Annotated in this window: 13 protein-coding genes; all 13 read left to right on the top strand. The window is 58.0% G+C overall.

The features are described from left to right. Positions 1-17 precede the first annotated feature (17 nt). The 13 genes from ald (at position 18) to HCU74_RS09810 (ending at position 14,178) form a co-directional block, all read left to right on the top strand. Positions 18-1,133 (top strand): alanine dehydrogenase, encoded by a 1,116-nt coding sequence (gene ald, locus HCU74_RS09750; RefSeq protein WP_168450250.1) that lies wholly within the window; start codon positions 18-20, stop codon positions 1,131-1,133. A 135-nt stretch (positions 1,134-1,268) separates the two neighbouring features. Continuing rightward, positions 1,269-2,912 (top strand): FadD3 family acyl-CoA ligase, encoded by a 1,644-nt coding sequence (locus HCU74_RS09755; RefSeq protein ID WP_168450251.1) that lies wholly within the window; start codon positions 1,269-1,271, stop codon positions 2,910-2,912. A 142-nt stretch (positions 2,913-3,054) separates the two neighbouring features. After that, entirely contained in the window at positions 3,055-3,930 is an 876-nt protein-coding gene (locus tag HCU74_RS09760; RefSeq protein ID WP_345889673.1) for a CoA transferase subunit A, read from the top strand. Between the two features lie 20 nt (positions 3,931-3,950). Next, a complete protein-coding gene (locus tag HCU74_RS09765; protein WP_168450252.1) occupies positions 3,951-4,751 on the top strand; it encodes a CoA-transferase subunit beta in 801 nt (266 codons plus the stop codon). Continuing rightward, on the top strand, positions 4,748-5,860 hold the full coding sequence (locus tag HCU74_RS09770; RefSeq protein ID WP_345889674.1) for an NAD(P)H-dependent flavin oxidoreductase: 1,113 nt from the start codon (positions 4,748-4,750) through the stop codon (positions 5,858-5,860). The genes HCU74_RS09765 and HCU74_RS09770 overlap by 4 nt, the downstream gene beginning before the upstream one ends. Before the next feature lie 4 nt (positions 5,861-5,864). Further along, entirely contained in the window at positions 5,865-6,626 is a 762-nt protein-coding gene (locus tag HCU74_RS09775) for an enoyl-CoA hydratase family protein (RefSeq protein WP_168450253.1), read from the top strand. A 95-nt stretch (positions 6,627-6,721) separates the two neighbouring features. Then, positions 6,722-7,894 (top strand): acyl-CoA dehydrogenase family protein, encoded by a 1,173-nt coding sequence (locus tag HCU74_RS09780; protein ID WP_168450512.1) that lies wholly within the window; start codon positions 6,722-6,724, stop codon positions 7,892-7,894. A 2-nt stretch (positions 7,895-7,896) separates the two neighbouring features. Next, positions 7,897-8,946: an acyl-CoA dehydrogenase family protein gene (locus HCU74_RS09785; RefSeq protein WP_168450254.1), complete on the top strand. Its 1,050-nt coding sequence runs from the start codon at positions 7,897-7,899 to the stop codon at positions 8,944-8,946. Positions 8,947-9,017: 71 nt separating this feature from the next. Beyond that, a complete protein-coding gene (locus HCU74_RS09790) occupies positions 9,018-10,166 on the top strand; it encodes an acetyl-CoA C-acetyltransferase (protein ID WP_168450255.1) in 1,149 nt (382 codons plus the stop codon). Positions 10,167-10,288: 122 nt separating this feature from the next. Continuing rightward, a complete protein-coding gene (locus tag HCU74_RS09795; protein ID WP_168450256.1) occupies positions 10,289-11,173 on the top strand; it encodes an SDR family oxidoreductase in 885 nt (294 codons plus the stop codon). Positions 11,174-11,209: 36 nt separating this feature from the next. Beyond that, positions 11,210-11,749 carry a YfaZ family outer membrane protein gene (locus HCU74_RS09800; RefSeq protein ID WP_168450257.1) on the top strand — a complete coding sequence of 180 codons (540 nt, stop codon included), beginning with the start codon at positions 11,210-11,212 and terminating at the stop codon, positions 11,747-11,749. Positions 11,750-11,796: 47 nt separating this feature from the next. Next, the gene (locus tag HCU74_RS09805; protein ID WP_168450258.1) at positions 11,797-12,945 is read left to right on the top strand and encodes an acyl-CoA dehydrogenase family protein; all 1,149 of its coding nucleotides are present in this window, start codon (positions 11,797-11,799) and stop codon (positions 12,943-12,945) included. A 42-nt stretch (positions 12,946-12,987) separates the two neighbouring features. Beyond that, complete coding sequence (locus HCU74_RS09810; RefSeq protein WP_168450259.1) at positions 12,988-14,178, top strand: acyl-CoA dehydrogenase family protein; 1,191 nt, start codon at positions 12,988-12,990, stop codon at positions 14,176-14,178. The last annotated feature ends 9 nt before the right edge of the window (positions 14,179-14,187 follow it).

The raw sequence follows: 14,187 nt of genomic DNA on the forward strand, positions 1-14,187 counted from the left end.
AGCAAAGGAGGATTGCTATGCAGATTGGCGTTCCGATGGAAATCAAGGCCCAGGAATATCGGGTCGGCTTAACACCTGCGGCGGTGGGTGCGTTGGTCGATGCGGGGCATGGCTGTCTGGTGCAGGCCGGTGCGGGTATCGGCTCCGGTTTCAGCGACGCAGATTATCTGGCTCAGGGGGCAACACTTGTCGAGGCGCTGGACGAGCTATACGACCGCGCCGAGCTGGTGGTCAAGGTCAAGGAGCCCCAGCCTGAAGAGTGGCCGCTGTTGCGGGCCGGGCAGAGGCTATTTTGCTACCTGCATCTGGCGCCGGATATTGCCCTCACCGATGCACTGCTGGCCAGCGGCGCTCACTGTTTTGCCTATGAGACGATTGCCGACGCTGAAGGACGCTTGCCGTTACTAAAACCGATGAGTGAAATTGCCGGGCGTCTGTCGGTGCAAGCCGGCGCACATTGTCTGGAAAAAGCCCAGGGTGGTCGCGGAGTGCTGCTTGGCAGCGTGGCCGGCTTGGCACCTGCCCATGTACTGATCTTTGGCGGCGGTGTGGTCGGCAGTCACGCCGCCGATGTCGCCCTCGGCATGGGCGCGCAGGTCACGTTGGTGGAGCCTTTCGCGGCGCGGCGGGAGCAGTTGGCGCAGCGGTGGACCACGCGGTTCAGCGTGGTGGAGAGTTTTGACGACGACGCTTTGTCCAGCGTTGAACTGGTGATTGGGGCTGCGTTGAAGCCCGGTGCGCGGGCGCCGCTGGTGTTGCGCCGCTCGCAGCTCAAATATCTGCCGGAGGGTGCGGTGCTGGTCGATGTGGCGGTAGACCAGGGCGGCTGCTTTGAAACCAGTCACGCGACTACGCACCAGGCGCCGACGTTTGTTGAAGAGGGTATTGTGCACTACTGTGTAGCCAATATTCCCAGTGCAGTATCGCGCACGGCGACCCTCGCGCTGAGCGCCGCGACCTTGCCCTACGTCAAACACCTGGCGGAGATTACTCCGAATGATATTGCCACGGCGGCCACTGAACTTCGCCGTGGCGAAATGGCGGCGATGAAGGGGCTGTACAGTGGGCTGAATGTTTCTGCAGGCAGTGTCTGTTGCCGAGCAGTCGCCGAGGCGCAGAATCGCGTAATTTAGTGGCCGGAGAGTCATCCAAAGGGAGTATAGGCGGCGACATTGGCCGGTTTTCGCACCCCTGTGGCGCAGCACGTTATTGTTGTTGCTCAGGGGAATCCCTATTCTTCCGGGAAAACGTTAATCCGGGAGCCTTCCATGTCCAGCCAAAGTCCCACCGCCGATGACCTGGCCACTGCAACTCTGCCACCATTAACCATGCCGCGCTTGATGGGCTGGGCAGCACAGCAATATGGCGACAAGCTCGCGGTAAGCGACGGCGGTCGCGAGGTGACTTACCGCGCGCTCAACGATCTGCGCCGCCGTGCAGGCAAGGCGTGTATGGCCTGCGGTATCGGCAAGGGCGATAAAGTTGCAATCTGGGCGCCTAATTCGCTGGAGTGGATGGTGGCGGCAATGGGGGCGCAGTCCGTCGGTGCGGTGCTGGTGCCCCTGAATACCCGTCTGCAGGGAGCGGAGGCGGCAGATATATTACGCCGTGCCGGAGTCGTAACCCTGTTTACCGTGGGCCGGTTGGAGCAGGGGGCTCCTACAGACCTATTGGCCGCCGAATCCTTGCCCGACTTGCGCCGAACAATCCTGCTCGATGCCGGTCAGGGCGAACATGATTTGCTGTTGTGGGATGCATTTCTGGAGATGGCGGAGGCCGCTGACCCGGCCGCTTACACCGCAGCAGAGCGCTCGGTAAACCCGGATGATATTGCCGATATGCTGTTTACCTCCGGCACCACTGGCAAGGCCAAGGGAGTGCTGTGCAGCCACCAGCAAAACATCAGGGTCTTCGCCAACTGGAGTCACACCGTCGGCCTGCACTGCGACGACAATTACCTGATTATTAATCCCTTCTTTCACTCCTTCGGCTACAAGGCAGGTTGGCTCGCGGCCTTGATCTGCGGCAGCGCAATATTTCCCCTGGCCCAGTTTGAGCGGGTGCGCTTGTTACAGGCAATCGCCGAGCACCGAATTACCATGTTGCCCGGCGCGCCGTCACTGTATGAAATGATCCTTGCGGCGCCGGAACGCGACGATTACGACCTCAGCAGTCTGCGGTTGGGGGTGACAGGGGCTGCGTCGGTGCCGGTGCAGTTGGTCAGGGATATGCGTGAGCAGTTGGGTTTCGACGTCGTCGTAACCGCCTATGGTTTGACCGAATCCACCGGGGTGGTGAGTATCTGTCGCCCGGAGGACGACCCGGAAACCATCGCGTCGACCTGTGGTCGGGCAATGCCCGGCGTAGAGCTGTGCTGTGTTGACCCTGAGAGTGGCGCGGTGCAGCCCGCCGGGGAGGCTGGAGAGGTGTGGGTTAGAGGGTACAACGTAATGCAGGGCTACCACGATATGCCCGAGGCAACCGCTGCGACCATTACCGCCGAGGGATGGCTGCGCACCGGTGATATCGGTGTGCTCGATGAGCGCGGCTATCTGAGGATTACTGACCGCCTCAAAGACATGTACATCATGAACGGCGAAAACGTGTATCCGGCAGAAATTGAAAAGCTGTTGTACAACCTGCCCGGTGTGCAGCAGGCAGCGGTGATCGGCGTGCCCAAAGCGCCCCAGGGCGAGGTCGGTATGGCGTTTGTCGTGCGCAAGCCAGGGGCGGCATTGAGTGAGAGTGACGTAAGGTCGTACTGCGCAGACCAGCTTGCCCGCTATAAACAACCCGCTTACGTGCTCTTTGTCGATAGCCTGCCGATGAACGCCTCGGGCAAGGTGTTGAAGACCGAGTTAGCCCTGCAGGCCAAAGAGTACCTGGCCGCTGCCAAGGAGCCCAAAGCCTGATCGGCAATGCGTAATCTGTTTGGTGGATAACTCCCGCCAGGCCCCTGCGATATGCTCTCTCACATTGTTTTTAAACCGTTTTTTGTGATTTGCAGATGAACTGATGCAAGGACAAAAAACGCTCTGAATGTGAGGGTAGCGCGTGAACAAAGAAATGGCACTGAGCAGCTTTGCCAGTGAACTGCGCGACGGCATGACCATCGGTGTTGGTGGTTGGGGGCCTCGTCGCAAGCCGATGGCGCTGATTCGCGAAATTCTCAAATCCGATGTCAAGGATCTCACCATCGTCGCCTACGGCGGTGCCGATGTGGGCATGTTGTGTGCGGCAGGCAAGGTTAAAAAAGTGGTGTTTGCCTTTGTCTCGCTGGATTTCATTCCACTTGAACCCTTTTTTCGCGCCGCCCGTCAGAACGGCGACGTTGAGGTGATGGAAATCGATGAGGGCATGATGTTACTGGGCCTGCGCGCCGCAGCCTGGGGCAGCCCTTTTATTCCTACCCGTATCGGTTTGGGCACCGATGTGATTCGGCATAATCCCGAACTGAAGGTTATAGACAGTCCCTACGACGACAAGGAATGGCTTGCGATGCCTGCCTTGAAGCTGGATGCAGCGCTGATCCACGTCGATCGCGCTGACCGGCGTGGCGTCTGCCAGATCAAGGGGCCAGACATTTATATGGATGACTGGATGGCGCGCGCGGCGGCGAAAACCTATGTCAGCTGTGAAGAAATTGTCGAGTCCGATTATTTTGCCGACGAGGATGAGGCGCGTTTTGTATTTTGGGAGCGCACCATGACCTCGGCGGTTATCCCCGTTGCGGGTGGTGCTCATCCGACCTCCTGTAGTCCGCTTTATGGCTTTGATGTGCCCCATTTCAAGGAATACAACGCTTTTGCCAAAGAGGGTGGGTTTGCCGCCTACTTCGACAAATATATCAACGGGCGCAGTGAAGAAGACTACCAGCAAGCTGTTGGTGGGCTGGACGCCATTCGCAAGCTGGCCTTGCCGGTTTACTGACAGGCAAGGGGAAGAAATCGATGACTAACGCAATTGAGTACAGCCTGGCCGAGTTGATGATCTGCGCGAATGCCAGTGCCTATGATAACGATGGCGAAGTGCTGGTTACCGGGATTGGTGTATTGCCCCGTATTGCCGCGAGCCTGGCAATGCTGAGCAACAATACCGACATTATGATGACTGACTCCGAGGCCTGGTTGCTGTCGGAGCCGAATCCGATCGGGCCGCGCCCCGCGGATTTTCGTCAGAAAAATGAAACCTGGATGGGCTTCAGTCGCATTTTTGACAACGTCTGGAGTGGCAAGCGCCACCTGACCGGCGGTCCCACACAGATTGACCGTTTTGCCCAGGCCAATATCTCCGCGCTGGGTAGCGATTATCGCCAGCCAAAGGTACAGATGTTGGGTGTACGGGGTTTCCCCGGTAACTCAATCTGCCACGCCAATAGCTATCTTGTGCCACAGCACAGCACTCGAGTGTTTGTCGAAGGTGAGTGCGATGTGGTTTGTACCATCGGTTTCAATCCGGAGCGCCTGCCCAAGGGCTACAGCTTTGACGAGATCGATGTCCGTCAGGTCTACACGAATCTGGGCGTGTTTGATTTCCGCGGCCCTGACCGCCAGATGCAAATTGTCAGTTTGCACCCCGGCGTGACTGTTGAAGAAGTACAGGCGAATACTGGATTCCCGGTACATGTGCCAGACACCATTGTTGAAACAGCGCCGCCCACCGAGGCCCAGTTGGAAATTATTCGGCGTATCGACCCCCACAACCTGCGGTCGAAACAGCTAAAGGATAATCCGCCCGGTGTTCGGGCGTGAGCACGGGAATGAGTGCCTTGCTGGACACCCGTATCACGCGCCTGCTCGGCTGTCGCTATCCCATCATCCAAACGGCCATGGGGTGGGTGGCCGACCCGATACTGGTCGCCGCCACCGGGAATGCCGGTGGCTTTGGCTTTCTTGCCGGGGCGACCATTCCCCCGGAGCGAATGGAAGCTGACATTCTGGCGGTCAAGTCGATGACCGACGAGAATTTTGGCGTGAACTTTCATATGTATCAGCCCAATGCGGCGGAGATCGTCGAGCTGGTCATCAAGCACGGTGTGCGGGCGGTGAGCTATTCCCGCTCTCCCGGCGCAGAGATGGTCGCACGGTTGAAGGACGCCGGTGTGGTGTGTATGCCTACGGTGGGTTTGCCCAAACATGCGCTGAAGGCGGTGGAAATGGGCGCCGATGCGGTGACGGTACAGGGCGGTGAAGGCGGCGGCCATACCGGGGCGGTGCCCACTACACTGCTGCTGCCCCAGGTGGTCGATGCTGTAGGTGACAAGGTGCCGGTGCTGGGTGCGGGGGGCTTTAAGGATGGTCGTGGCCTGCTGGCTGCACTGGCCTTCGGTGCAGATGGCATCGCAATGGGAACCCGTTTCCTGTTGACGAAGGAAAGCCCTGTGCCGGAACCGACCAAACAGCGTTATTTAAGCTGCAAGGACCCTGCCGCGATTATTCGTAGCAGTGCCCTGGACGGCCTGCCGCAACGGATGATTCTCAACCCCTTCCTGAGTGAGTTGGAGCAGGCGGGTGGGCTGAAAAAACTATGGATCGCCCTGCAAAGCGCGCTGGCCTTCCGCCGCTTCACCGGTGCCAGTGTAGGGTCTTTGTTGCGCTCGGCGCTGGCCATGACCAGCGGCGGAGATATCAGCAAAGCGCAGGCGATTATGGCGGCCAATGCGCCAATGATTATTCAAAAAGCGATGGTTGACGGTCTTCCCGACGACGGTGTGCTGCCCTCGGGGCAGGTGGCCGGGGTGATCGACGAACTCCTTAGCTGCGAGGAATTGATTCGCAGCATTGTGGCAGAAGCCGAGATGCGCTTTGGCACCCTGGCGGCACACAGCCATGCCTCGGCCAGTCCGGGTTCAGAGGGATAACGTGATGAGCAAACCTTTTTACACATCTATCAGCGATGATGGCATCGCCGAACTGGTGTTCAACCACCCGCCAGTCAATGCCTTCAACAGCGATGGTTGGCTCTCGATTGCCGCCGAGCTGATTCAACTTGGCGACAACGACGCGGTCAAGGTCATAATTATTGCCGCTGAAGGCAAGGGCTTTTGCGCCGGTGTCGACATCAAGGAACTGGCCGCCAATCCGGCGATGATTACTCGGGTCAACAAGGGTAATTACGACACCTTTAAAGCCATTCACCGCAACCCAAAGCCAGTTATCGTAGCGGTACACGGCTTTGTACTGGGCGGCGGAATCGGCATTAGCGGTGCGGCGGATATTCTGGTGGCTTCGGAATGCGCCACCTTCGCTGTGCCCGAAGTCGACCGGGGTGCAATGGGCGGTGGTGCCCACTTGCAGCGTTTGTTCCCGGTGCAGAAGGTTCGCCATATGTACTTCACCGGCGACGCCATCGACGCTCAGGAAGCCTACCGGCTGGGTGCCGTGGAACAGGTTGTGCCCCGCAGTGAACTGATGAACGCTGCCCGGGCTATCGCCGGCAAAATCGCCGCGAAGTCCTCACGCATGGTGCAGCTCGCCAAGGAATCCCTGAACGGTATTGAAGACGGCAACCTGGAAGATAAATACCGCTGGGAGCAGGGCTTTACTCAGGAAGCCTACGCCGATCCCGACTCCCAGGAAGCCAAGGATGCCTTCGTGCAGAAACGCGATGCAGAGTTTGATCGTTAGGAACGGCGTCGAACGCTATTAGCGTCTAGCGTCTAGCGTCTAGCGTCTAGCGTCTCGCGTTCTGCACATCGCGCCTGCAAACCAAAGAGTTGATGATGAATCTGAATTACACACCAAAACAACAGGCTTTTCGTGAGGAAGTGCGCAGCTGGCTAGCGGCGAATGTTCCCGTGCAAGCCCTGCAATCCTTCGACACCGAGGAGGGCTTTCAACAGCACCGGGAATGGGAGGCCAAACTCTACGAAGGTCGCTGGGGTATGATTACCTGGCCCGAAGCCATGGGTGGTCGTGGCGCGGATCTGCTGGAGTGGCTGATCTTTGAAGAAGAATACTACGCCGCCGGTGCACCGCTGCGGGTAAATCAAAACGGTATTTTTCTGCTCGGTCCCACGCTGATGGAATACGGTACTGAGGAGCAGAAACAGCGCTTTCTCACCGGCATGGCAACGGGCACCGACATCTGGTGTCAGGGTTGGTCGGAACCCAATGCGGGGTCTGATATGGCCGCAATCCGTTCCAGCGCAACACTGTCTGAGGACGGTTCCCACTATGTGATTAACGGCCAGAAAACCTGGTCTACTCGAGCGGTGTGGGCCGATTGGTGCTTTGGTATGTTTCGCACCGACCCGGCGTCCGAGCGCCATCGTGGTTTGACCTTTATTCTGGTGCCGCTGAATAGCGAGGGGATTACGGTGCGCCCGATTCCCCAGCTGGATGGTTTACCCGGCTTTGCTGAGATTTTTTTCGACAATGTAAAAGTGCCGGTGGACTGTCGTCTGGGTGGTGAAGGAGAGGGCTGGAGCGTTGCCATGGCGACCGCCGGTTTCGAGCGGGGCCTGATGCTGCGTTCACCTGCACGTTTTCAGGAAACCGCACGGCGATTGGTTGAGTTGTACCGGGCCAATCAGCAGCACGTCGATGACGACCCCAGTATTCGCGACGCGGTAATGCGAGCCTACCTCGATGCAGAAGCCTATTGTTTGACGACCTATCAAACCGCCTGTCGGTTAATGCAGGGAGGCAAGATTGGCGCAGAGGCATCTACCAATAAAATTTTCTGGTCGGAGCTGGATCTGCAAATGCACGCCACCGCACTGAAAATTCTTCAATGCCGGGGGGAATTGTTGCCAGAAGGGCCGGATGCGGGAGACGTGGGCCGCTGGCTGGACGGTTGGTTGTTTGCCCAGTCGGGGCCGATCTACGCGGGCACCAATGAAATACAACGCAATATTATCGCCGAGCGCTTGCTTGGCATGCCGAGGAAATAGCGATGGACTTTACCTTTTCCGAGGATCAACTGTTGTTCCGGGATTCCGTCCGGGATTTTTTGCGGGCGGAAATCACCCCACAGCGCAATCGCGAATTATGGCTTACCGACACCGGTCGCTGTTCGGCCCTGTGGCAGCAAATGGCTGATATGGGACTGTGCGCATTGACCGTGCCCGAGCAATACGGCGGCATGGGTATGAGCGAACTGGACTTTGTACTGCTGGCGGAGGAGACGGGATACGTCGCCCTGTCAGAACCTTTGCTGAATACCGCGCTACTCGCCACACCACTGCTACGGGACTGTGGTCACGCAGCGTTGGCGGCGCAATGGCTGCCACGTATCGCCAGCGGTGATGCCCGGGTGATTGTCGGGCTGGAAATCAACACGTTGGTAGAAGACGCCCATTGCGCCGACTTGCTCATACTGGAGCGTAACGGTGCCTTGTATGCGCTGACACCGGATCAGGTGCAGCTGCGGGAAAACCCGTCGGTCGATCCCGGGCGCAAACTTTTTGCGGTTGAGTTTGATGGTGCAAAGGCTGAAAAAATCGCCGAGGGCGAGGGGGCATTGGCCCTGATTGAGGCCGCTTGCAATCGCGGTGCTTTGGCTGTGGCGGCCCAGGCCCTCGGTCTGGCCCAGCGCATGATTGATATATCGGTGCAGTACACCAGTGAGCGCAAACAGTTTGGCGCACCTATCGGCAGTTTTCAGGCGGTGAAACACCATATGGCGAATGTGGCCTACAAACTTGAATACGCTAAAACTCCGCTGTATCGCGCGGCCTATTCGCTGGCCAATAGCCGGCCCCAGGCGGGCGTACACGTCAGTCACGCCAAGCTCGTTGCCTGTGAGGTTGCCGATCTGGCGGCGAAAAACAGTATTCAGGTGCACGGCGCGATGGGCTACACCTGGGAGGTGGATCTGCATATGTTTATGAAGCGCGCTTGGGCATTTAACAGTAGTTACGGCGCGGCGGGATTTCACAAGGCCCGGGTGGCGCAAAGGATATTTTCTGACGGCGCGCTGCTCGGCGCGGGAAATACATTTTGATGAGCCGTGCGCCCAAAACCTTCGTGTTCGCGCCCGCGGATAATAAAAGCGATTAGCAAAAGGATTAACAGATGGCACAGGCCTATATTGTCGATGCACTACGCAGCCCCACCGGGCGTCGCAAGGGTGGTTTATCCCATATTCACGGTGCGGATCTCGGTGCCCATGTACTGAAGGCTTTGGTAGAGCGCAATGGTATACCCGACAATGAATATGAAGACGTGATCTTTGGTTGCGTGGATGCCATTGGCCCCTTGGCCGGTGACATTGCCCGCAGTTGCTGGCTGGCTGCAGGGTTGTCCCAGGAAGTCCCCGGGGTAACCATCGACCGTCAGTGCGGTTCGTCCCAGCAATCGGTGCATTTCGCTGCCCAGGCGGTGATGTCCGGGACGATGGACGTTGTAGTGGCGGGGGGCGTGCAGACCATGACCCAGATTCCGATTTCGTCGGCAATGACGGCGGCGGAGCCACTGGGTTTCAGCGACCCCTTTTCCGGCTCTGAAGGTTGGGTTGCCCGCTACGGCAGTGAGCCGCCGACGCAGTTCAAATCGGCGCAAATGATCGCGGATAAATGGGGTCTGTCCCGCCGCGACCTGGAAGAATATTCCTTTGAGTCCCACCGCCGTGCCTTACAGGCGATTGAGGAGGGCCGTTTTGATCGCGAGATAGTGCCACTCGCCGGAGTCACCACCGACGAAACGCCGCGCCGATCCACCCTGGAAAAAATGGCTGAACTGGATTACCTGTTTGGCTGTGACAAAGTCACCGCCGCGGTATCCAGCCAAACCTGTGACGGCGCCAGCGCGATGCTGATCGTCAGCGAAGCGGCACTCAAACGATATAACCTCACTCCCCGCGCTCGTATCCACCACATCAGCGTGCGCGCCGAAGACCCGATCTGGATGCTGACCGCGCCGATACCTGCAACAGAATATGCACTGAAAAAAGCCGGTATGAGCCTGGCGGATATCGACCTGGTGGAAATAAACGAAGCCTTCGCCTCGGTGGTGATGGCCTGGTTAAAGGAAACCGGCTACGACCACGCCAAAACCAACGTCAACGGCGGCGCGATCGCCCTCGGCCATCCACTGGGTGCCACCGGTACCAAATTAATGACCACACTATTGCATGAACTGGAACGCACCGGAGGCCGCTACGGCCTGCAAACCATGTGTGAAGGCGGCGGTCAGGCGAATGTAACGATATTGGAAAGGCTATAGGGGGGAGATGCTGTACGGGAGACGGAAAACGCCAGTGCGATAGCGTGGCTAGCCTGCGGTGTCGTTGCTTCTCCCGTCTCCCGTAAAGCATTCCGCGGTAACTCAAAATCAGGACTGAAACCATGACAATCTGCAACAACAGGGTGGTGATTATCACCGGCGCGGGGGGCGGCCTTGGTGCGGCCCACGCTAAAGTCTTTGCCGCTGAGGGGGCGAAGGTGGTGGTTAACGATATCAATCGTGAGGCGGCCCAGCGGGTGGTGGATGAGATTGTCGGCGCCGGTGGCAGCGCGGTGGTGAATACCTCTGATATTACCCACTACGATGATAGTTTGAACGCGGTGAAGCAGGCGATTGAGACCTTCGGCGATTTGCATATTGTATTGAATAACGCGGGCATTAACCGCGACCGCATGTTCGCGTCGATGACCGAGCAGGATTGGGATGCCATTATGTCGGTGCACCTGAAGGGGCATTTCTGCATCACCTCCCACGCGGTGCATTACTGGCGTGGTCGTAGTAAGGAAGGGCACAAGGTCGATGCACGGATTATCAACACCACTTCCGGTGCGGGTTTACAGGGATCTGTCGGCCAGTCCAATTACGCTGCGGCCAAGGCAGGTATCGCCGCGTTAACGTTGAATCAGGCGGCGGAGCTGGCGCGCTACGGCATTACCGCCAACGCCGTGGCCCCCGCGGCACGTACCAATATGACCAATTCCGTAGAAGCGATGGCGCAGCGCATGGCCAAGCCCGAAGACGGCAGCTTTGATTATTTTGCCCCGGAAAATGTGTCGTCCCTGCTGGTGTGGCTGGGCAGTGAGGCGTCGGCCCATGTCAGCGGACGCATCTTCGAGGCAGAGGGTGGCAAGATCTCCATTGCCGACGGCTGGCGCACCGGGCCATTGGTCGACAAAGGCGATCGCTGGCAGCCGGCCGAGGTGGGTGAAGCTGTGGAAAAATTACTTTCGCAGGAGATTCCCGCCCAGAAAGTGTATGGTAGCTGATTTTCAACATCCGTAATTCGGGGAGAAATCAGCACCATGAAATCACGTCTTGTTGCAGCGTTGCTTATTGCCTCTGGCGCAAATGCCGCTTTGGCCGGGGGGGTTGCCTTCCGCTTTGGTGACGACAGTTTCGGCGTTTCGCTCGCGGGGGATATGAGCGCCGAAAGCAGTGCCCAGTTTGACTGGATGCACCACGAAGACGATGCCGATTTAGTGGCTCTCGGCCTGTATGCCAACGGTCGTCGCGGCGCGCTGACCGGCCGTGTCGGAGCAAAGGGAATCGCCCTGAATGCCGACGACAGCGGTTTCGACGGTGGCGTATTGGCTTTTGGCGGCGACCTCAGTCTGCCCTTTAATGATTTAGTGCGTGCTCGCGCCGGTTATTACTATGGCCCGGATGCCACCAGCTACAGCGACGTAATTGGCTATAACGAGTGGTCGGCGAGCATGGAATTTACCCTTTTCCAGAATTCGGCTCTACAGCTGGGTTATGGAGATATTGAATTCGACGCCGAAAAGGGCGGTGAGTTTGATTTTGAAGACGGCCCCTTTATCCGCCTGCAATTGCGTTTGTAACGCCTTTCGTATGCAGATCGAGGTCTCCGTCGTGAACTGGAGTCTGTATGGATTTTGCGTTTACCGACGAGCAACAGATGATCCGCGATTCGGCGGAGACCTTTCTTAAAGCGACTTCGACCAGTGCCGCGGTTCGCGCGGCTATGAGTACAGAGCTCGGCTACGATGCCGAGCTGTGGCAGCGCCTCTGCGGCGAACTTTACTGGCAGGCGATTCATATCCCCGAGACCTACGGTGGACTGGGGCTTTCCTACGTTGAGGTGGTGGCCCTGTTCGAGCAGATGGGTCGCTTCCTGTTGTGCGCACCCTATTTTTCAACTGTGGCCTTGGCCACCAACGCGCTGTTATGCGCAGGTTCCGAGGCGCAAAAAGCCGACTACCTTGGCCGCATTTGTGCGGGCAGCACCGCTACACTGGCCTTTACCCGCAGTCGCGATTGGTCGGTAGAGGGTGTTTCCGCAGACTTTCAGCGCCGTGGCGACGAGGTGGTGCTCAACGGTGAGTATCGTTACGTCATCGACGGGCACAGCGCTGAATTCCTGATACTGGCCGCCCGGGAACAGGGTTGTGACCAACCCTCGGGTATACGTCTGTTCGTCGTAACGGCCGAACAGGCAGGACTGGAGCGCCAAGTGTTGCCCACCATGGATCAGACTCGCCGCCAGGCGAACATAAGTCTGAATAATCTTTGCGTGCCCGCCAGTGCCGAACTTGAGCACGGAGACTGGCAGGCGCTGGAAAAAACGCTGCAACTGGCCACCATTGCTCTCGCTGCCGAGCAGGCCGGCGCGATGCAACAGCTGCTGGATATGACAGTGGCCTATACCCAGGAGCGCCATCAGTTCAATCGCCCTATAGCCAGCTTTCAGGCCATCAAACACAAGGCGGCGGATATGATGCTGCGCAGTGAGGTGGCACGCTCAGCGATTTACTACGCCGCCTGCACCGCCGATACGGCGCTCGGTGACGGTAATGCCTTCGGCGCGGATCTGGCCGAAGCCGCCAGTATCGCCAAATCGTGGTGCTCCGAATCCTGTTTCAGCAACGCCGCAGAGGCCTTGCAGATGCACGGCGGTGTGGGGTTCACCTGGGAATACGATGTCCACCTCTACTTCAAAAGGGCGAAAGCCAGTGAACATCTTTTAGGGGATAGTAGCTGGCACAGAGAAAACATCGCCGCAATGTTGCTGGATTAACCTGCACTGTTGCGCGTCGCGTTTCCACTGAAGGAATAGAGAGTGAAATTACAATTCAATCAAGACGACGAAATCTTTCGCCGTGAAATCGCCAGTTGGCTGGAGGAAAACCTCAGTGGTGAGTTTGCCCCGCTGAAATTCCGCGGTGGTCCGGGCGATGAACATATGTTTCCCGAGGAGCGCAAGCGCTGGGAGCAGCGTCTGGCAGAGGGCGGTTGGACCTGTGTCGGTTGGCCAAAGCAATACGGTGGCCGAGGTTTGACCATTGAGCAGCAGGTGATTTTTTACGAGGAATACGCCCGCGCCGGCGCACCTGGGCGGATGGGGCACATTGGTGATGGTCTGGCAGGGCCAACCATTATTGCCTTTGGTAGCGACGAGCAAAAAGCCCGCTATTTGCCAGGCATACTGTCCGGGCGGGAATTCTGGTGCCAGGGCTATTCCGAGCCGGGCGCCGGCTCCGATCTCGCCAATGTCAAAACCAAAGCCCGCTTTGACGAAGCGGCGGGGAAATGGCTGATCAGTGGTCAAAAGGTGTGGACCTCCCTGGCCCATGAGTCGGACTACTGCTTTGTCATTGCACGTACCGATCCTGATTCTCAAGCGCACAAGGGCCTGGGCTTCTTTCTGGTGAAAATGGACCAGCCGGGTATCACTGTGCGGCCGATTGAACAGATCACCGGCACCTCTGAATTTAACGAAGTGTTTTTTGACGATGCAGAATGTGGTGCCGAGGATATCGTTGGCGCACCCGGTGACGGCTGGAAGGTCGCGATGGGACTGCTGGGCTATGAGCGAGGCGTGTCTACCCTGGGGCAGCAAATGGCCTTTCAGAACGAGTTTGACGAAGTAGTGGCATTGGCCCGTGACAATGGCGCCGCAAAACAGCCTGCAATTCGTCAGCGCATTGCTCAGGCCCATATCGGCTTGAAACTCATGCGCTACAACAGCATGCGCATGTTATCCGGCGACAAGGGTGACGGCAGCCTGCAACGGGAAGCGCTTATATACAAGCTGTACTGGGCGACCTGGCACCGCGAGCTGGGTGAGTTGGCGATGGATATTCTCGGGCCGGAGGCGGATATTCTTGCCGCGCCACCCTATGAACTGAATCGTCTGCAATCGCTGTTTCTGTTTACCCGCTCCGACACCATCTACGGCGGGACCAACGAAATACAGCGCAATATTATTGCTGAACGCGGCCTGGGTATGCCCCGGGAAAAACGCTGGTAACGGCAACGC

It is taken from the genome of Spongiibacter thalassae (assembly GCF_012272835.1).
Classification (GTDB): Bacteria; Pseudomonadota; Gammaproteobacteria; order Pseudomonadales; family Spongiibacteraceae; genus Spongiibacter; species Spongiibacter thalassae.